Origin of the sequence: Enterobacter cloacae complex sp. 418I7 (assembly GCF_050030705.1) — a bacterium.
GTDB classification, from domain to species: domain Bacteria; phylum Pseudomonadota; class Gammaproteobacteria; order Enterobacterales; family Enterobacteriaceae; genus Enterobacter; species Enterobacter intestinihominis.
Genome location: NZ_JBLGUU010000001.1, coordinates 2,313,800 through 2,332,965, shown reverse-complemented (window position 1 = coordinate 2,332,965; position 19,166 = coordinate 2,313,800). Strand labels below are relative to the sequence as shown.

The 19,166-nt window shown below is 55.4% G+C and carries 21 protein-coding genes; 6 read left to right on the top strand and 15 right to left on the bottom strand.

Features of this window, described 5'->3' with window-relative positions:
- Positions 1-9: 9 nt before the first annotated feature.
- On the top strand, positions 10-894 hold the full coding sequence (gene fdxH / locus ACQG0S_RS11255) for a formate dehydrogenase subunit beta (protein WP_003857048.1): 885 nt from the start codon (positions 10-12) through the stop codon (positions 892-894).
- Entirely contained in the window at positions 887-1,543 is a 657-nt protein-coding gene (gene fdnI, locus ACQG0S_RS11250; RefSeq protein WP_023300174.1) for a formate dehydrogenase-N subunit gamma, read from the top strand. The genes fdxH and fdnI overlap by 8 nt, the downstream gene beginning before the upstream one ends.
- Positions 1,544-1,594: 51 nt before the next feature.
- Here fdnI and ACQG0S_RS11245 read toward each other — a convergent pair whose 3' ends face one another.
- From ACQG0S_RS11245 to ppk2, 3 genes are read right to left on the bottom strand one after another with little or no spacing between them, the layout of a single operon-like run.
- Positions 1,595-1,918, bottom strand: a complete 324-nt coding sequence (locus ACQG0S_RS11245; RefSeq protein ID WP_023300173.1) for a CcdB family protein — start codon at positions 1,916-1,918, stop codon at positions 1,595-1,597.
- The gene (locus tag ACQG0S_RS11240; RefSeq protein ID WP_126514228.1) at positions 1,918-2,211 is read right to left on the bottom strand and encodes a hypothetical protein; all 294 of its coding nucleotides are present in this window, start codon (positions 2,209-2,211) and stop codon (positions 1,918-1,920) included. The genes ACQG0S_RS11245 and ACQG0S_RS11240 overlap by 1 nt, the downstream gene beginning before the upstream one ends.
- On the bottom strand, positions 2,208-3,026 hold the full coding sequence (gene ppk2 / locus ACQG0S_RS11235) for a polyphosphate kinase 2 (protein WP_022648203.1): 819 nt from the start codon (positions 3,024-3,026) through the stop codon (positions 2,208-2,210). Before ppk2 ends, ACQG0S_RS11240 begins: the two co-directional genes overlap by 4 nt.
- 161 nt (positions 3,027-3,187) lie before the next feature.
- Between ppk2 and araJ the strand changes: the two genes are divergently transcribed.
- Positions 3,188-4,363, top strand: a complete 1,176-nt coding sequence (gene araJ, locus ACQG0S_RS11230) for an MFS transporter AraJ (RefSeq protein WP_063137774.1) — start codon at positions 3,188-3,190, stop codon at positions 4,361-4,363.
- A gap of 39 nt (positions 4,364-4,402) precedes the next feature.
- Here araJ and ACQG0S_RS11225 read toward each other — a convergent pair whose 3' ends face one another.
- Positions 4,403-5,605 carry an NAD(P)/FAD-dependent oxidoreductase gene (locus ACQG0S_RS11225; RefSeq protein ID WP_032624210.1) on the bottom strand — a complete coding sequence of 401 codons (1,203 nt, stop codon included), beginning with the start codon at positions 5,603-5,605 and terminating at the stop codon, positions 4,403-4,405.
- 130 nt (positions 5,606-5,735) lie between these two features.
- Here ACQG0S_RS11225 and ACQG0S_RS11220 point away from each other — a divergent pair, with 130 nt between their 5' ends.
- Positions 5,736-6,245 carry an RrF2 family transcriptional regulator gene (locus tag ACQG0S_RS11220; RefSeq protein ID WP_022648200.1) on the top strand — a complete coding sequence of 170 codons (510 nt, stop codon included), beginning with the start codon at positions 5,736-5,738 and terminating at the stop codon, positions 6,243-6,245.
- Between the two features lie 39 nt (positions 6,246-6,284).
- On the opposite strand, the gene adhP is transcribed toward ACQG0S_RS11220, so the two are convergent.
- From adhP to ACQG0S_RS11185, 7 genes are all read right to left on the bottom strand, one after another.
- Positions 6,285-7,295: an alcohol dehydrogenase AdhP gene (gene adhP / locus ACQG0S_RS11215; RefSeq protein ID WP_023306254.1), complete on the bottom strand. Its 1,011-nt coding sequence runs from the start codon at positions 7,293-7,295 to the stop codon at positions 6,285-6,287.
- A 205-nt stretch (positions 7,296-7,500) separates the two neighbouring features.
- A complete protein-coding gene (locus ACQG0S_RS11210) occupies positions 7,501-9,210 on the bottom strand; it encodes an ABC-F family ATP-binding cassette domain-containing protein (protein ID WP_023306253.1) in 1,710 nt (569 codons plus the stop codon).
- Positions 9,211-9,916: 706 nt separating this feature from the next.
- Positions 9,917-11,614: an NAD-dependent malic enzyme gene (locus tag ACQG0S_RS11205; protein ID WP_022648194.1), complete on the bottom strand. Its 1,698-nt coding sequence runs from the start codon at positions 11,612-11,614 to the stop codon at positions 9,917-9,919.
- A gap of 176 nt (positions 11,615-11,790) precedes the next feature.
- On the bottom strand, positions 11,791-11,928 hold the full coding sequence (gene sra / locus ACQG0S_RS11200; protein ID WP_023300167.1) for a stationary-phase-induced ribosome-associated protein: 138 nt from the start codon (positions 11,926-11,928) through the stop codon (positions 11,791-11,793).
- A 95-nt stretch (positions 11,929-12,023) separates the two neighbouring features.
- Positions 12,024-12,239, bottom strand: a complete 216-nt coding sequence (gene bdm, locus ACQG0S_RS11195) for a biofilm-dependent modulation protein (protein ID WP_022648192.1) — start codon at positions 12,237-12,239, stop codon at positions 12,024-12,026.
- 141 nt (positions 12,240-12,380) lie between these two features.
- A complete protein-coding gene (locus ACQG0S_RS11190) occupies positions 12,381-12,902 on the bottom strand; it encodes a VOC family protein (RefSeq protein WP_169441122.1) in 522 nt (173 codons plus the stop codon).
- 51 nt (positions 12,903-12,953) lie between these two features.
- Positions 12,954-13,805: a Vmh family MBL fold metallo-hydrolase gene (locus ACQG0S_RS11185; RefSeq protein ID WP_063137772.1), complete on the bottom strand. Its 852-nt coding sequence runs from the start codon at positions 13,803-13,805 to the stop codon at positions 12,954-12,956.
- Positions 13,806-13,916: 111 nt separating this feature from the next.
- Between ACQG0S_RS11185 and ACQG0S_RS11180 the strand changes: the two genes are divergently transcribed.
- Positions 13,917-14,804, top strand: a complete 888-nt coding sequence (locus tag ACQG0S_RS11180) for a LysR family transcriptional regulator (protein ID WP_072201089.1) — start codon at positions 13,917-13,919, stop codon at positions 14,802-14,804.
- A gap of 69 nt (positions 14,805-14,873) precedes the next feature.
- On the top strand, positions 14,874-15,302 hold the full coding sequence (locus ACQG0S_RS11175; protein WP_003857069.1) for an OsmC family protein: 429 nt from the start codon (positions 14,874-14,876) through the stop codon (positions 15,300-15,302).
- A 30-nt stretch (positions 15,303-15,332) separates the two neighbouring features.
- On the opposite strand, the gene ACQG0S_RS11170 is transcribed toward ACQG0S_RS11175, so the two are convergent.
- The 4 genes from ACQG0S_RS11170 to ACQG0S_RS11155 are packed head-to-tail and all read right to left on the bottom strand — an operon-like array spanning position 15,333 to position 19,150.
- Entirely contained in the window at positions 15,333-16,259 is a 927-nt protein-coding gene (locus ACQG0S_RS11170) for an oligopeptide/dipeptide ABC transporter ATP-binding protein (protein ID WP_063137771.1), read from the bottom strand.
- Positions 16,252-17,238, bottom strand: coding sequence for an ABC transporter ATP-binding protein (locus ACQG0S_RS11165; RefSeq protein ID WP_063137770.1), 987 nt, complete (start codon positions 17,236-17,238; stop codon positions 16,252-16,254). The genes ACQG0S_RS11170 and ACQG0S_RS11165 overlap by 8 nt, the downstream gene beginning before the upstream one ends.
- Positions 17,235-18,131 (bottom strand): D,D-dipeptide ABC transporter permease, encoded by an 897-nt coding sequence (gene ddpC, locus ACQG0S_RS11160; protein WP_022648185.1) that lies wholly within the window; start codon positions 18,129-18,131, stop codon positions 17,235-17,237. The genes ACQG0S_RS11165 and ddpC overlap by 4 nt, the downstream gene beginning before the upstream one ends.
- Positions 18,128-19,150, bottom strand: coding sequence for an ABC transporter permease (locus ACQG0S_RS11155; RefSeq protein ID WP_426750343.1), 1,023 nt, complete (start codon positions 19,148-19,150; stop codon positions 18,128-18,130). The genes ddpC and ACQG0S_RS11155 overlap by 4 nt, the downstream gene beginning before the upstream one ends.
- Between the last annotated feature and the right edge of the window lie 16 nt (positions 19,151-19,166).

Sequence of the window (19,166 nt, the reverse complement as noted above, 5' to 3'; positions counted from 1 at the left end):
AGCGATTAAATGGCGATGGAAACACAAGACATTATTAAACGCTCCGCGACCAACCCGATAACGCCCGCGCCTCGCGCGCGGGACTACAAGGCAGAAGTCGCCAAGCTGATCGATGTCTCCTCCTGCGTGGGCTGTAAGGCCTGCCAGGTGGCCTGCTCGGAGTGGAACGATATCCGCGACGAGGTGGGGCACTGCGTTGGCGTTTACGATAACCCGGCTGATCTGAGCGCCAAGTCCTGGACGGTGATGCGCTTTAGCGAAACCGACCAGAACGGCAAGCTGGAGTGGCTAATCCGTAAAGACGGCTGTATGCACTGTGAAGATCCGGGCTGCCTGAAGGCATGCCCGTCTGCGGGTGCAATTATTCAGTACGCCAACGGGATCGTCGACTTCCAGCAGGATAACTGTATCGGCTGCGGCTACTGCATCGCAGGCTGTCCGTTTAATATCCCGCGCCTCAATAAAGAAGATAACCGGGTCTATAAATGCACGCTGTGTGTCGATCGCGTCAGCGTCGGACAGGAGCCTGCCTGCGTGAAGACCTGTCCTACCGGGGCTATCCACTTCGGCACCAAAAAAGAGATGCTGGAAGTGGCGCAGCAGCGGGTGGATAAGCTCAAAGCGCGCGGCTATGACAAGGCCGGGATTTATAACCCGCAGGGCGTGGGCGGTACGCACGTCATGTATGTTCTGCACCACAATGACCAGCCGGAGCTGTATCACAATCTGCCGAAGGATCCGGCGATCGATACCTCAATCAACCTCTGGAAAGGGGCGCTTAAGCCGCTCTCAGCGGCGGGCTTTATCGCCACCTTTGCCGGGCTGATTTATCACTACATCGGTATCGGGCCGAATAAAGAGGTGGATGACGACGAGGAGGAGCATCATGAGTAAGTCGAAAATGATAGTGCGCACAAAATTTGTCGATCGCGCCTGTCACTGGACGGTGGTCATCTGCTTCTTCCTGGTGGCGGTATCCGGCATTTCGTTCTTCTTCCCGACGCTACAGTGGCTAACGGAAACCTTCGGGACACCGCAGATGGGGCGCATACTGCATCCGTTCTTCGGCGTACTGATTTTCGTGGTGCTGATGTTTATGTTTGTACGTTTCGTTCATCACAACATCCCTGACAAGCAGGATATTCCGTGGCTAAAAGGGATTGTTGAGGTTCTGAAAGGCAACGAGCATAAAGTCGCGAAGGTGGGCAAATATAACGCCGGGCAGAAGATGATGTTCTGGACCATCATGAGCATGATTTTTGTGCTGCTGGTGACCGGGGTGATCATCTGGCGTCCGTATTTTGCGCACTATTTCCCGATTCAGGTGGTGCGTTATGCGCTGCTGATCCACGCGACCTCGGCCATTATTCTGATCCACGCCATTCTGATCCATATGTATATGGCATTCTGGGTGAAAGGATCGATTAAAGGCATGATTGAAGGGAAGGTGAGCCGCCGCTGGGCGCAGAAGCACCATCCGCGCTGGTACCGCGACATTGAGCGTCTTGAAGCGCAAAAAGAGAGTTCAGAAGGGTTGAAGTAAACCTTGCGCCGTCGGCATTGTCCGGCGGCGCTGCGCTTGCGCGGCTTTTAGCTACGTATTGGTAATTAACGCATCAATTCCTGCAAGAACACTGCTTCTTGTACTGCGCAGATTACATACATAATCCTTATTATTAAGTTTTTTTGTCTCCACGTGTGTGATGTTGGCTGTATTAAGAAAATATGTCTGGAATTCAAGGTTCACCAGTGGCGTTGCAGCGTTTGAATATCCTCTTAAATGATTGTGATAGCTTAACGGGACAATAAGTCTCGTTGATAAGTCGTCATAATAATCGTGCTGAATAATCATAAAATAGGGTTGATATTCACACGTTCTGTTTGATGGATTGCGGTAAACGTCAAACTGAAAACACATCAAAGCCCTCCGAAATAAGGGTCATCCGATAATAGCCCGGCTTTGGCCGTTAATTCATTCATTGCTTTAATAAATCCTTGATCCTGTTGACGCTGCCGCTTGAGCTCTCCTGCTGTAGAGAGTGGGCGAGGTCTATTCCCCGTAGGGCGCTCTGTCGTAGCACATCTTTCTGTGCGGTTCGGTTTCATGTTTTCTCCTTTGTTGGTGCGGTCATTATCAACCGCAGCCAACAAAAAACAATACTGTTTCCCCTGGTAATCTACATTATGCGAGCCGTCTTCCAGTAATATCAAAACCGCTCTGCAATATACCGGAAGGGATATTTTGTTGGCTTCACTTTGCCGATCTTGCGTTTCGGTAAATCCACCTTGTCAACGTGAATTTCTTTATAGGGGATCTGTGAAAGCAGATGCGAAATAATATTCAACCGAACCCGTTTTTTATCTTCTGAGCGCGCCACAAACCACGGCGCCCAGGCGGTGTCGGTCGCTTTAAACATCGCATCACGGGCGAGGGTATATTCATCCCACAGATTGAAAGATTTTATGTCCATTGGAGACAGCTTCCAGATCTTGCGACCATCATTAATGCGATCGCGCAGGCGGCGTTCCTGCTCTTTTGGCGTTACTTCAAGCCAGTATTTCAACAATATGATCCCGGCATCGACCATCGCTTTTTCCATCACCGGCGTTCCATCAAGAAATTTGTCGGCCTGCTCTTCGGTACAGAAACCCATTACTCTTTCCACGCCTGCGCGGTTGTACCAGCTCCGGTCAAAAATGACGATTTCACCAGCAGAGGGCAGATGGGGAACGTAACGCTGAAAATAGAGCTGACTTTTTTCTTTATCGGTGGGGGCCGGTAACGCAACAACGCGAAACACCCGGGGGCTGACGCGTTCGGTGATGGCTTTGATGGCGCCGCCTTTACCCGCGCCGTCTCGCCCTTCAAAAACAATACAGACCTTTAACCCTTTGGCGACCACCCATTGCTGGAGCTTAACCAGTTCAACATGGAGTCGGCGAAGCTCTTGCTCGTACGCTTTGGTTTTGAGCGGCGCGTTTTTAACGACATCATCAACAACACGGGTTTTCTTCTTACTGACCATGGCGGGTCTCCCTATGGGTCCGGTCGCGGGATCGAGGCCGTACTAAGCGTGTAATCGGCCTGAATGAATGGATTAATGTGTCAGAAAGCTGATTTGAACTGGTTCACCATACAAGTTTAATCAATAATGCACGCTGCGTATTTTTTAACAGTGGTCGCGGTATGAAAAAAACAATTTTTTCGTTAGCACTGGCTACCTTTGGCCTGGGGATGGCTGAATTTGGCATTATGGGCGTGCTGACAGAACTGGCTCATGATACGGGCATTTCGATTCCCTCCGCCGGAAATATGATTTCGTTTTACGCTTTTGGCGTAGTGATCGGCGCGCCGATTGTGGCGCTGTTCTCCAGTAAATTTTCGCTGAAAACAACGCTGCTGTTTCTGGTGGCGATGTGCGTCGTCGGTAACGCGCTCTTTACCTTCTCTGACACCTACATAGGGCTGGCGACGGGGCGCTTAATCTCTGGTTTCCCGCATGGCGCGATTTTCGGTGTGGGGGCGATAATCCTGTCAAAAATTGCGCCACCGGGTAAGGTGACGGTTGCTGTAGCAGGGATGATTGCCGGGATGACCGTTGCCAATTTGCTTGGCGTCCCGCTCGGGACGTGGCTGGGACATGAATTTAACTGGCGTTACACCTTCTTTTTGATTGCCGTCTTTGATGCGCTGGTGATCCTCTCTGTTCTGCTGTGGGTGCCAGACATTCACGACACGACAACCACCCGGCTGACAGAACAATTCCACTTCCTGAAAAAACCGGAACCGTGGCTAATTTTTGCCGCAACGATGTTTGGCAATGCCGGGGTGTTTGCCTGGTTTAGCTTCGTGAAGCCGTTTATGGTCAACGTGTCAGGCTTTTCCGAGGGCGTCATGACCGCGATCATGATGCTGATGGGGCTGGGCATGGTGCTGGGTAATGTCTTCAGCGGCAAGCTGTCGTCGCGCTTTAGCCCGCTGCACATTGCTGCCACCACCGACATGGTGATTGTGGCTTCGCTGCTGTTACTGTTCGCGTTTGGCGAGCTTAAAACAGCTTCACTGGTAATGGGATTTGTTTGCTGCGCCGGGCTGTTTGCGCTCTCTGCGCCGCTGCAAATACTGCTGCTGCAAAATGCGAAAGGCGGCGAAATGCTGGGGGCCGCAGGCGGGCAAATGGCGTTTAACCTCGGCAGCGCAATAGGCGCGTATTTCGGTGGAATGATGATTACGCTCGGCTTTAGCTGGAGCTATGTCACGCTTCCGGCAGCGATCTTATCCTTCTCAGCAATGACCTCTCTGTTGATGTACGGTTTTTTATGTGCCAAAAAGCGTCAGGCCAACGCAGGAGCGCTGGCCTGATTTCACGCTTTGCCCGCTGGTCGCGGGCACAGGAGGGGACTACACGAATTTCGCCAGCGGGTCAGCGGCGGCAAATGCGACAGCTTTGTCTGCTGCTGGCGGGTAAATCAGTTCGTTGGTGATGGCGACCTTGATCTTTTTGCCTTCCTCGCGCACGGATTTAACACGCTGTTCCCAGCCCTCGGTGTACACCGCGCCCCAGCCACCCAGATCCAGACAGGTGACGTAATTCACCTGACGGTAAGGGTACGGCTCCAGATTTAACAGGCTGGCAGCTGCGTTATGTCCGGCGAATTTCCCCAGCTGGATCGCGTGCTGGCAGGTCATCAGTGCCGTGTTGCCCGCATCGTCCGTTTTGGCGTGAGCCATATCACCCGTCGCGTAAACCTCCGAATGCGCAGGGACCTGCAACGTGTCGGTGACGATAAGGCGTCCCTGAGTGTCGCGTTCCCCGTCAATTTGCAGGCTGAGGGGGTTAGCTTCTACCCCTGCCGTCCACACTACAGTCGCGCTGGCAATGCGCTCTCCGTTTTTCAGCGTCACGCCGCTGGCATCAATAGCTTCAATTTCACTGTTTAAACGCCATTCAACGTCCAGAGCGTTGCTTGCTTCTTCAATGGTGTTACGCAGCGCCTCGCTGTAACGCCCGCCAATGGTTGCACCTCTTTCAACTACGATCACTTTAGTCTTTGTATCGGCGCCGAAGCGGGTGCGAAGACGATCAGGGAGTTCCGTTGCCAGCTCAATGCCGGTAAAACCGCCGCCACACACGACCACGGTATTGCGTTCTGGGGTGGAGGGGCGCGAAACCAGCGAATCAAGATGTTGCTCGAACAGCCTGGCGGAGTCGAGTTGGTCGATATCAAATGCGTATTCAGTCAGACCGGCAATCGGCGGACGTTTAGTCTGGCTACCGGTTGCGAGGATCAGACGTTCCCAGTTGACTTCGGCAATGGCGCCGTTTGAATCGCGATACAAAACGGTTTTAGATGAGGTATCAATACGTTGTGCTTCGCCCGAAATAAAGGCAATACCCAGCTCAGCAAACAGTTCGGTCAGTGGCGCGACCATCGTCGACACGTTCTCTTCATAAAAACGTGGACGAACGCGCAGTTCCGGCACCGGGGCCAGCACGGCAATGCTGAGGCTATTATTACCTTCCAGAGCAGAAAGACGCGCGGCGCTGACCGCAGCCCACATACCGGAAAACCCACTACCCACAATTAAAATCTGCTTTTTCATACTCGATCCTTTTGTTCGTCAGGCTGTGTGTCTGACATAACTGCCACTATACTTGTCGGAGTTAACTGCGACAACTTCTTTCTGAGTTAAAATTCGTTATAATGCAGCGAACAATGACCCGGAGTGAGCCATGGCGTTTTACAGTTCTGGTGTGGAATATGGCATTCATAGCCTGATGTGTATGGTGGATGCAAAAGGCAATGAGCGTGAGATGAGCGTCCGGGAGATGGCGGCCTTGCAGGGCGTACCGTACGACTATCTTGGGAAGATTTTCACTCGTTTGTCACGCGCGGGGCTGGTTATCAGCACCGAAGGCAAGGGGGGAGGATTCCGGCTGGCGCGTCCGGCAGAGCTGATCAGCGTGCTGGACGTGGCGCACGCCATCGACGGCGATAAGAATATGTTCGAATGTCGGGAAGTGCGTCAGCGCCTGGCGGTATTTGATGAAACGCCACCGGCCTGGGTCTGTGACGGACCGTGCGGGGTGCGATCGGTTATGGACAGCGCGCAGCAGCGGATGGAAGAGGAGTTAGGACGCCATACCATCCTGGATCTGGCGCGGAAGATGTATCGAAAAGCGCCGGACACGTTCCAGATCGAGGTTCAGGAGTGGATTTCCGATCGCCGTTCGTCTACGTGACAGGCCGGGCAGGGCAAACCCGCTACCCGGCCACCGCGGTTAAGAACGTAAATCAATCACCATACGGCCACGGATCTGGCCCTGCTCCATCTCTTTAAAGATGGCGTTGATATCTTCCAGTGGGCGCATCGTGACTTTCGGAACCACCTTACCTTCAGCCGCAAACTGGAAGGCTTCGAGCAGATCCTGACGAGTACCCACCAGAGAGCCCACCACCTGAATCCCATCCAGGACCAGACGTGGAATATCCAGGCTCATCGCTTCCGGCGGCAGGCCAACAGCCACCACGCGGCCTCCGGCGCGAACCGCGTCAACAGCAGAGTTGAAGGCCGCTTTCGCTACCGCCGTCACCACTGCCGCATGTGCGCCGCCGGTTTTCTCCTGAATCACTTTTGCCGCATCTTCACTGCGGGAGTTCACGGTTAAGTCTGCGCCCATGCTGGCAGCGAGCTTCAACTGCTCGTCATTCACGTCAATGGCGATAACTTTCGCATTAAAGACATTTTTGGCGTATTGCAGTGCGAGGTTGCCCAGACCGCCCAGGCCATAGATCGCAATCCACTGGCCGGGTTTGATCTCAGAGACTTTTACCGCTTTGTAGGTGGTGACCCCGGCGCAGGTGATGCTGCTGGCCGCCGCAGAGTCCAGCCCCTCCGGGACTTTAACCGCGTAATCCGCGGTCACGATGCACTCTTCCGCCATGCCGCCGTCGACGGAGTAACCCGCGTTTTTTACGTCACGGCACAGAGTTTCGTTGCCGGTATTACAATATTCACAGTGGCCACAGCCTTCGAAGAACCACGCCACGCTTGCACGATCGCCAACTTTCAGTGACGTGACGCCCGGACCAATCTCTTTGACAATACCAATCCCTTCATGGCCGAGGATCACCCCGGTCTTGTCGCCAAAATCGCCATTTTTAACATGGAGATCGGTATGGCAAACGCCACAGCACTCCATCTTCAGCAGCGCTTCACCATGTTTGAGCGCGCGTAAGGTTTTCTCTGTAACGTTAACCTGATGATCCTGAGTGACAACAGCAGCCTTCATGTGTTTCTCCTTTTACTAATGAGTATCTGCATAGCAGGTGTAATACCCATTAAGGATTAATACTTTGGCGGTGTAATGCAAGGCAACCGCAACATAATGTCATCAATTAATTCAGTTTCAGATTAAGAATACGGTGATCCTCTAATAATCAGTAGGGGAAAACGCTAACGTAAAAAACCCGGCGTAACGACCGCCGGGTACAGATTTATAGTTGGGCTTCTATCTCCTCAATCTCTCTTCGCCATTGCGCCTGCAACTGCGGTTTTTGGTGTTTTGGCTTGCGCGCCAAATCCTCTTCCAGCAGCGTTTCCAGGGCAACCAGGCGTTCGAGCAGATCGTCAGACGCTGAAGGTGGTGCCTTCGATGCAGTCTTCGATGCCCCAGGCACCACCGGACCGGTGCCCGCACGCAGGCGCTCAAACACCGCCTCCGCATCGTGCCATTCGCTAAGCCTGCCGTCCTCAATCAGCCAGTAGCGGTTACAGCTCTGGCTAATTAACTGACGATCGTGGCTCACCAGCAGCACTCCGCCTTCAAACTGTTGCAGTGTTTCCGCCAGCGCCTCTTTGCCTTCCATGTCCAGGTGGTTGGTTGGCTCATCCAGCATCAGAAGGCTATAGCGAGCAAGCGTCAGGCCGATGAACAGCAGGCGCGAACGTTCCCCACCGCTCAGCGTACTGACTTTTTGCCCGTGACGCGCCCACGGGAACCCGGCACTGATGAGGGCCATTTTACGGGTCTGCGGATCTGGCGCGAAAGGCTCCAGCGCGTCAAAGATTGTTGCCTCCTCCGAAAGCTGATTCAGCGTCTGATCGTAATAGCCTGGCGACACGCGAGGATGAAGTTTCAGGCCAGCCTCTGAAGGTTCACCTGAAAAATGCCGCCAGATAAGCTTCATCAGTGATGATTTGCCGCAGCCATTACGCCCGACGATAGCCACGCGATCGCCACTTCTAAGCCGCGCAATGTCGACGTGAAACAGCTCAGACAGGCCAGGCTCAGGCGCTACGCTTAGGTTTTCCATCTCCAGTAGCCGGTCTGCCCGCAGGGCGTCACCGCGCAGGGTTAATGTCCACGGACTGCCTGCGGTGAGCTCTGTCTGACTCTCCTTAAGCCGTTCGACCTGCTTTTCCATCTGTTTGGCTTTGCGGGCCAGATCTTCGTTATCGTAGACCTTGCCCCAGGTGGCCAGCCGTCTGGCACTGGCGGTTACGCGGTCAATCTCCTTTTGCTCCGCCTTATGCCGCAGCGCATCACTTTCGTCTTTGGCTACCAGCGCCTGACGCGCGGCGGTGCAGGGAAGGGCGAAGTAGTGCAACATCTTATCGCGCAGGATCCAGCTGCCGTTGGTGACGGCATCCAATAGTTGCCTGTCGTGTGAGACCAGCACAAAGCTGCCGGACCAGTTCTGTAAAAACTGTTCCAGCCAGAGCAGGGTCGGCAAATCGAGGTGGTTACTCGGTTCGTCCAGCAGTAACAGATCCGGATCGCCGATCAGCGCGCGCGCCAGCAGGAGACGCGTGTGCTGCCCGCCGCTCAGCGTTGCCGACGTTAAGGCCATGTCCTGGGGTGTAAAGCCCATACCCGCCAGCAGCGTTTCAGCTTTCCAGTGCAGACTCTCGCGTTCAGTCGCGGGCAGTTGCGCCAGCACGGCATCCAGCATGGTCAGGGGATAAATGGCTTCTGGCAGGTGTTGCTCAACGCGCGCCATCAGACAGTATCCGGCCAATGCGACGGTTCCGGCAGCAGGGGAGTCTGTGCCGTCCAACACCTTCAGCAACGTACTTTTGCCGCAGCCGTTGTCGCCCAGCAGGCCAATACGGTCGCCTTTTTTCAGCGTAAAGGAGAGGGAGTCGAATAGCGTGCCAAACGCCGTATCAACACGTAAAGATTGTGCAGTGAGTAAAGTGCTCATTGTTGCTTACCCAAGAGTTACAGGCATGTTTATGCCTCGTCAAACATCGCTGACGATAACTCAGTAAGCCCGAGAGAAGGGATTTCAGGGGTTGGTGTCTTCGCTCAAGCGGAAGTTATCGCAGCACGATACCGATAACGCTTGAGCTGGTGCGATCACCAAATGTATGTGAAACATTGAAAATTTCACAGTACAGCATAATTGGCCTCCTTATATTTTCAGTAGGTTAATGGATGAAGGGAGTGTAGCGGGGGAAAATGGGTTTGGCTAGTGGAAGAAGGGCATGATGTCTCACCCTCTTCCAAAGGACTGAGGGATCCCCACAAATAAATATGGGTAGAGAACATCCCCTCGCCCCTCAGGGGAGAGGGCCAGGGTGAGGGGAACATACGGCTGTGGTGGTCATTCCGTTCACTTTACGTTCCTTGCTACTCTGTTATGACATGACCGGTGAACGTGCCAGGGTGGCTCAGTCGCCACCACCCTGGCAACCCGGGCTTCCGGTGGAAAATCGCCGCTTCGCGGTCCCTTCGGCTTATTCCTTCCGGCTTATCGGGGACGGGAGGAAACGCCTCAGCGATTTACAGCCGGACCAGGGCCTCGCTGAAAGCCTTCGGTTATTCCGAAGGCAAGGTTATCGCTTCTGCTTTCAAATTACTGAGATCCCTCAGCCCCGGAGGGGCGAGGGAACGGTCAGCACCCGGATTTAAATCGAAGTACGACGATAGCTACGGTATTCCGGCATCCAGAAGTTATCATCAATCGCCTGCTGCAACGCATCGGCAGAGGTTTTCACCGCGACGCCTTGCTGCTGCGCCATTTTGCCTACCGCGAAGGCAATTGCGCGGGACACTTTGTGAATGTCTTTCAGCTCCGGCAGTACCAGGCCTTCACCGTTATTCACCAGCGGAGAGTGACCTGCCAGCGTTTCGCTCGCGGACATCAGCATTTCGTCGGTGATGCGGGACGCGCCGGAGGCGATAACTCCCAGACCAATACCCGGGAAGATATAGGAGTTATTGCACTGCGCGATGGGGTAGAGTTTGTCCTTCCACACCACCGGATCAAACGGACTGCCGGTTGCGACCAGTGCCTTACCTTCGGTCCATGCGATGATGTCCTGCGGCGTTGCCTCCACGCGTGAAGTCGGGTTAGACAGCGGCATCACGATAGGGCGTTCGCAGTGCTTGTGCATCTCGCGAATAATCTCTTCCGTGAAGAGGCCGGTCTGCCCGGACACGCCGATCAGAATGTCCGGCTTAACGTTGCGCACCACGTCAAGAAGCGAGAGCACTTCGTTATCCGTATCCCAGTTTTTCAGGTTTTCGCGTTTCTGCACCAGTTTGGTCTGGAACGGGAGTAAGTTTGGCATGCCGTCGGTCAGCAGGCCAAAACGGTCCACCATAAAGACGCGGGAGCGGGCCAGCTCTTCGCTTAAGCCTTCGCGCTGGGTCTGGGCAATAATTTGCTCGGCGATGCCGCAGCCCGCGGAGCCTGCACCCAGGAAGACAATTTTCTGATAGCTGAGCTGGCTGCCTGCCGCACGGCTCGCAGCAATCAGCGTACCGACGGTCACTGCCGCAGTGCCCTGAATGTCATCGTTGAACGAGCAGATCTCATCGCGGTAGCGGTTCAGCAGCGGCATGGCGTTTTTCTGTGCGAAGTCTTCGAACTGCAACAGCACGTCAGGCCAGCGGTGCTTCACGGCCTGGATGAAATCATCCACAAACTGATAGTACTCGTCGTCGGTAATGCGCGGGTGACGCCAGCCCATGTACAGCGGATCGTTCAACAGTTGCTGGTTATTGGTCCCCACGTCAAGTACCACCGGCAGGGTGTAGGCCGGGCTGATCCCGCCGCAGGCGGTATACAGCGAGAGCTTACCGATGGGGATCCCCATCCCGCCAATGCCCTGGTCACCGAGGCCCAGAATACGTTCGCCATCGGTCACCACGATCACCTTGATGTTGTGGTTAGGCACGTTTTGCAGAATGTCATCCATGTTGTGACGGTTCTGATAAGAGATGAACACACCGCGGGAACGACGGTAGATCTCTGAGAAGCGTTCACACGCCGCGCCGACGGTGGGGGTGTAAATGACGGGCATCATCTCTTCAAGATGGTTCTGCACGAGGCGGTAGAAGAGGGTTTCGTTGGTGTCCTGAATATTACGCAGGTAGATGTGTTTATCGATTTCGGTTTTAAAGCCCTGATACTGGATCCAGGCACGTTCTGCCTGTTCTTCAATGGTCTCAACCACTTCAGGCAGCAGGCCCAGCAGGTTAAAGCTGCTGCGCTCTTCCATGCTAAAGGCGCTGCCTTTGTTCAGAAGGGGGAACTCCAGTAAAACCGGACCGGCGTAAGGAATATAAAGGGAACGATGTTTTTTCAGTTTGTTGTCCATGTCACTCACTCTTTTTAAGAAGATCCGTCCCTGACACTGCTGTTTGTCATCTTTCTGGCCTGTGCTACGGGGTGCGGTCGGTTGGTATTATAAAGGAGCTGAATATTAATTACCGCAACACATAAAGAAAAACACCACCGGGGTGACCGATGGTGTTGTGAATATCGTGCCGGAACTTACTTGCCGGAAGGGCGTTTTCTGCCGGTAGCGTGGGTAACTTGCGTTTCGCTACCCTCCTCAATAACCACTTTACGCTGGTTAGAGAGCTTGTAGTTCAGTCCCAGAATATGGCGTGCCTGACGGTTCGATTTCATGTTAACTCCTCAATCCTGTTGATAGTTTTAAGGACAAGCTTGCTTACGCAAACGAAATGTAACCCCTTAGGTTGCAGATCCAGCTTAGCAGGTTTTTACAGAGGTGCGTTTCGCCCACTAACCACATAGTTGATGGTTTGCTGGTAGATGTCACTGAGGATGTCATTGTCCGTGGCTTCCACCCACTTGGTCAGTTCCATCAAAATGTCATCTTCAGTAACAACACCGTGCTCGGCGTGAAGACCTTGTGCGATCGCGTTAACAAGTTCCGGTTGTGCTGCTGTGGTATGTGCCGGGTAATAAGTAAACATGCTGCCTCCGTGTCGTTGTCTGTTTAATGTTACGGCGTGCAAAATCGTAATTCACATTCAGATTGGCAAATATTTTTGCCGTTGTGGTTCAGATTCGTCCTGGAATTAAAAATAACATCTCCCGTAGCACAGAAATAAAACTCAGGGTTTCCAGCGGCGTAAATTCGTGGTTTTTTCATAAGGCATGGGCGTCGGCCAGGAGATCAATTCCACAATGCTGCCCCAGGGGGTTTGACCATAGCAGAAAGCATTGCCTTCACCTTGCTCATCCGGAAAGCTAAGCGGCTTCGGCGCGGTGAACATCTCGCCGCCGGCGGCGGTGAAAGCCGCGATGGCACTATCAAAATCATCAACATAAACAGCAAAATGCTGAAGTCCAAAGTCGCTGGCGCGAGCGGGCAATCCCTGTTCAGGGCCATGCATTTCGAAAAGTTCTATGCCTGGTCCGTGCGGCATAACAAGCATGCGAATGGCATGAATTTTAGTGCCGGGAAATAATTTTAAGGTGTGTTGCTGGGCGGGCTGATCGATATTATCGGTTTCTGCATCGACAGAATGATATAAAACCTGTGCGCCGAAAGCGCGTTCAAAAAATAGGGTGGCTTTTTCAATGTCGGGCACCGTAATACCGATATGGTCAATACCCCTTACTGACGATGTCATAGTAAACTCCTGCTATAAAAAATTTAAATATAGCAGGAGATAGTCAGCTTATTACCACTTCATTTCGCCGGTATTCACTTTGGCACTCAGTTCCAGCGAACTGGCTTCCGCAAGGTTCGGCCACTGTTTTTTCATCGCGATGATGACGTCGGTAGACGCTTTATGTGTCGTGAGGGCCTTTTCAAACTGCTGTAGATAGCGACGGGTAAAGTCGATAGCGCCGGTACCCGCTGGCGGTGTCCCAAGGTAGTGGCCCGGAATAACGCGTTCGGGCTTAAGGGCAGCCATGCTATCCAGCGTCTGCTGCCACTGTTTACGGCTTTCCGGCGTTTGGGTATCCGCCGTCCAGACGTGAATGCCCCATGAGACGCCCGTGCTGCCGAGGATGGTTTTGGCGGATGGGATCCAGACGTACGCCGCATAGCTTTCAGGCTCTTCAATGCTTACTCTCTCACCGTCAATCATAAAGGTGGTTGAGGCAAGCACTTGCGGCACGTAGAGCTGCGTCGGCGCGCCATCTTTCATCTGTGGCCCCCAGAAGGCGAGCTTCGCGTCTTTTGTGGCCCTGATATGGTCCACCACCTGTTGCGTGGCGACAACTTTGGCATTAGGGAAGGCTTTCATAAGCGGTTGCAGGCCGAAATAGAAATCCGGATCGCCGGAAGTGATCACGATTTTGTTCAGCGTTTTACCGCTGTGGCGAATTTTTTCTACCAGCGCTTCGCCATCTTTCACGCTGAACTGGGCGTCAAACAGTACCGCCTCTACCGGACCAGATACCAGCGTGGAAGAAACGGCAAAAATGCCTTTTTCCTGCGGGTTATACGTATCAACGGCCAACGGCGCGGCAAAGACGGCCGGAGTGAAAAGGGTTGTCAGCAAAGCAAGGCGGGCGATTGTCATGGTCAGGTCTCTGTTCTTCAGGAAAGTCTCTATTGTACGGATCTCTTCATTTGCCAGAATTCCTGAAACAGGAGATGCTTAGTTTCGTAGATCGAGCAAATGGAGGTCAAAATGGATCGCGTTATTGCCGCCCAGGTGTACAACCGCATCTGTGAGCTGGGGAGTTTAAGCGCGGCGGCGCGGGCGCTGGGGATCTCCCGTCCAATGGTGAGCCGTTATCTGGAGCAGATGGAGAAGTGGGCCGGGGCGCGGCTGGTTAACCGCTCCACCCGCAAGCTGACGCTGACGGCGGCGGGGGAGAAGGTCCTGCAAAAGACGCGCACGCTATCGCAAATTTCTCAGGAAATTGAAGATCAGTCAGTGAAGGATTTACCCTCAGGCACGCTTCGCGTCGCCTGCGCGCATTTTACCGCGATGCAGATTATCGCTCCGGTGCTGCCCGATCTGTTGCAGCGTTACCCTCAACTGCGCATTGAGCTGGATGTTAACAACCATCCGGTGAGCCTGGTGGGCGAGCGAATTGACGTGGCGATCCGCATTACCGATAACCCCGAACCGGGTATGATCGCTCGCCGGTTGGGAGAGTGTCGGTCCGTGCTTTGCGCTTCGCCGCACTACCTTGCAAGCCGGGGCGTTCCAGAGGAGCTGGAAGACTTAGCCCGGCACAACTGCCTGCATTACAGCTTTTTTGCCGGTCAGTCGTGGCGTTTTTTAACGCCGGCAGGGGAGCCGATCACGACGGCGGTCAGCGGCAATCTCAGCGCCAGCATCTCATCTCTGCTGATGGAGGCGGCGATAAATCACTGTGGTATTGCCATGCTGCCCGAGCGCGAGGCCGACGCGGCGCTACGGCAGGGAAGCCTGGTGCCGGTGCTCAGCGCCTATACGCCAAAACCGATCGGCATTTTTGGTATTTATCAGTCGCGAGACTATCAGCCTGCGGCACAGCGTGTGTTCCTCGACGCGCTGGCAAACCACCTTGCCACGCGATCGGACTAGTCTGTCTTCCCTGCAAAATGGATTATGCGTCCTATACTTATCCCTTTGTAAGCCAAAAGGAGAGCAAGCATGACGATTCATAAGCACGGTTCAGCACACTGGTCTGGCGACATCAAACGCGGCAAAGGGACGGTTTCGACCGAAAGTGGCGTCCTTAACCAGCAACCTTACGGCTTTAACACCCGCTTCGAGGGCGAGAAAGGGACTAACCCGGAAGAGCTGATTGGCGCAGCGCACGCGGCCTGTTTCTCTATGGCCCTGTCGCTAATGCTGGGCGAAGCGGGTTATACCGCCGATTCCATCGATACCACGGCGGATGTCTCGCTGGATAAAACCGACAGCGGTTTTGCCATCAGCAAAGTCGCGCTGCAAAGCAAGGTGACGGTACCGGGTATCGATCCGCAGCAGTTCGACGGCATTATCCAGAAAGCCAAGGCCGGTTGCCCGGTCTCGCAGCTGTTGAAAGCGGAAATCACGCTGGATTACAAACTGAACTGATATCGGGCCGGGCGCATGTCCGGCTCATTTTTAACGGTTACGCCAGCAGCGCACGTGTCGGCTTGCGGAAGAGGGCTGGAGTTGTTGCGGCTGTTCACATCCCTGCGTCGCCAGCGAACAGCGGTCGCGGAAATAGCACCCAACGGGCAGGTGGCGATTACCGGGAAGATCGGTTTTTCGCAACGCCAGATCCTCATCCAGCGGTTCTCCGGTCCGGGGAACGGAGTCAAGCAGCAGCTGCGTATACGGATGGCGCGGCTGACCCAGCACCTGGTCCGTCGGCCCCAGTTCCACGATTTGCCCCAGATACATTACCGCCACCCGGTCGCTCATGTGCCGGACCACCGAGACGTTGTGCGAGATCAGCACGTAGGTCAGATTTCGCTGCTGTTGCAGGGCAACCAGCAAATTGAGGATCTGTGCCTGGACGGAAATATCCAGCGCGCTGGTGGGTTCATCCAGCACGATGATGTCCGGATCCGAAGAGAGCGCCCGGGCAATAGCGATGCGCTGGCGCTGTCCGCCCGAAAACGCATGCGGCAGGCGGTCAAGATATTCCGCTCGAATCCCAACCTGCTGCGCCAGCGTTTCAGCCAACTGACGACGCTCCCGTTCGCTGCGACGTTGCTGTATCCACACCGGCTCGGTGATGGTGCGCCAGACGGGTAAACGCGGATCGAGGGACGAGAGCGGGTCCTGAAATACCATCTGCATACCACCCGCCGCATTCGCGCGCTGACAGGCACCGGTACTCGGTTTGAGCATGCCCATCAGCAGCTGCGCCAGCGTGCTCTTTCCACAGCCGGATTCCCCCACAACGCCCAGCGTTTCGCCGCGATGGATCCGGAGATCCATGCCGTTAAGGGCGTGTACCTGTTCCGTCACGCGCCCCAGCCAGTTTTTGCGCGCAGGAAAATTCACATGCACGCTATCCAGTTCCAGCAGTACCTCAGACATGGCGTCTCTCCTGTTGTGGGTACCAGCAGGCAGCCTGCTGGCCTTCTGCGCCCGTGGAAATTAAGCGCGGCGTTTCGCTGCATTTCGCCCCGGCAGCAAAACAGCGTTCGCGAAAAGCACATCCGCGCGGGAGGTGGCTGAGGTTAGGTACCGTGCCGGGAATGGCCGGGAGGATCTCGCGCGGTTCACCATTTTCCGGGGCACACCGCAGCAGGCCAATCGAATAGGGGTGCACAGGATGGTGGATCAAGGTCTGCGTGCTGCCGCTTTCGATCACGCTGCCCGCGTACATAACGTACATCCGGTCACAAAGCTGCGACACCACCGCCATATCGTGACTGATAAACAGCACCGACGTTCCGCTGGCGCGCGCTTTATGTTTCAGCAGACGCAGCACCTGAAGCTGGACGGTCACATCCAGCGCGGTAGTGGGTTCATCAGCGATGATTAGCTCCGGCTCGCAGGAGAAGGCAAGGGCGATCATTACCCGCTGGCGCATACCGCCGGAAAGCTCAAACGGATAGCGATCCATTACCTGCGCCGCATCCGGGATTTGCATCTCGCCCAGCAGGGAGATCGCCTTCTGCTGCGCGTCGCGGCGGGAAAGCGACTGATGCTGGCGGATCACCTCCACCATCTGCCTGCCAATCCGGCGCGTGGGGTTAAGCGCCGTCATCGGCTCCTGAAAAATCATCGCCACCCTGGCGCCGCGCCACTGACGAAGCTGTTTTTCCGATGCGTTCAGCACATCTTCCCCGAGCAGCGTGACACGGCCATGGTGAACATGGTAACTGCCTTCCGGCAGCAGGCGCATCGCCAGCATCGCGGTGACCGATTTTCCCGAGCCGGATTCGCCCACCACGCCGACAATTTCACCCCGGCCAATCTCCAGCGAGACGTGGTTGAGCGCGTGGACGTCACCGCGAAAAATGGGGAAGCTCAGGTGCAAATCTTCAATCGATAATACGGAATCACTCATGACTGCTTCCCTCCTGATTTGGGATCCAGCAGGTCGCGAAGACCATCGCCAAACAGATTAAAGCCAACCGCCGTGATCAGAATTGCCGCCCCCGGAAACGCGCAGTACCACCACTGGTCAAGCACGTAGTTACGCCCCACGGCCACCATTGCCCCCCATTCGGCGGTCGGCTGCTGCGCGCCTAATCCAATAAAGCCCAGCGTGGCGGCCATCAGAATGGCGCTGCCGATATCCAGCGACGCTTGTACGATCAGCGGCGGCAGGGCGTTACGCAGGATATGCCAGCTGATCAGGTGCCAGCGCGATGCGCCAAAGGTGCGGGCGGCCAGCACGTAGGTGAACTGGCGCACCACCAGCGTTTGCCCGCGTGCCAGCCGCACGTAAAACGGAATGCGTACAATCGCAATCGCTAGCATCGCGTTAAACAGGCTTGGGCCGAGCGCGGCGGCCAGGGCCATCGTCAGCACCAGCGAGGGGATGGAGAGCATAATGTCCATGATGCGCATAATGATGGCGTCGCCGCGCCCGCCAAGTACGCCGGACAAACAGCCGAGCAGCGAACCGATGCCGCCCGCAATCACCACCACCGCCAGCCCCGCTGTGATGGACTGCTGGCTGCCCACCAGCACGCGGCTGAACAGATCCCGGCCCACCTCATCGGTGCCAAACCAGTGCTGGGCTGACGGTGCCTGCAAGCGCGCGGTCAGATCCAGCGCGTTCGGATCGTGCGGGACTATCCACGGCGAGACCACCATCATCAGCAGCATCACGATCATAATGACCCCGCCGATCAGCGTGAGCGGGCTTTTGCGTAACATCCAGAACAGCTTTGCCCAGTTGATGCGCTGTTTAGCGGTGCTGACAGGGACGGGCGTTTCCTGAGTTAACATCATTCGGCACCTCCGCGCCCGATTCGCGGGTCGATCCACAGGTACAGCAGATCCACCACCAGATTAACGAAGACATAGGCCAGCGATACCACGACCGCGAAGCCCATGACGGCGGGGAAGTCCAGCGCCTGAATGGAGGTCACCACCCAGGCCCCCATTCCCGGCCAGGCAAACACGGTTTCGGTAAGGACTGCCCCATACAGCAGATCGCCCAGCGCCAGCCCGAGCACGGTAATGGAGGGGATCATGGCGTTGGGTAAGGCGTAGCGCAGGACGATGTACCAGCCCGGCAACCCGCTCGCGCGGGCGGTACGAATATAATCCTCGCTCAGTTGCTCCAGCATCGCGGAACGTACCTGACGCGCCACAATACCCAGATGCACAAAGGCCAGGGTCAGGGAGGGTAAAATCAGGTGCTGCAGGGCGTTGAAAAACACCTCGCCGTTGCCTTCCAGCAGAGCGTCCAGCAGATAAAAACCGGTAACGTGGGCGGGCGGATCGAGCCAGTCGTCCAGCCTGCCGCCGCCGGGCAGAATTTGCAGTTGACCGTAGAACAGAACGATAACTCCCAGTCCCAGCCAGAAGGCAGGCGTCGAGATGCCCGTCATCGCCATCAGTCGCACCAGGTGATCCAGCCAGCGGTTACGGTACACCGCCGATAAAATGCCCAGCGGCACGCCAATCACCAGCGCCAGCAGCAGGGAGCAAAAGGCAAGCTCCAGCGTAGCGGGGAAAAAAGCTTTCAAATCTTCCGCAACGGGGCGACCGGTGCGAATAGACGTGCCCAGATCGCCATGTGCCAGCGCCTCAACGTAGCGGCTAAACTGAATATAGAGTGGTTGATCCAGCCCCAGCTGCTGGCGGATGCCCTGCACGATTTCATCGCTGGCGCGATCACCGGCCAGCAGGCGGGCCGGATCGCCGGGGATCAGGTGTGAAATAATAAAAGTAATAATACAGACACCGGCCACCACCAGGATTAACCCCCAGCAGCGCTGGCGCACAATGCTCCAGAACGTCATACACTTCCCCCCGGCG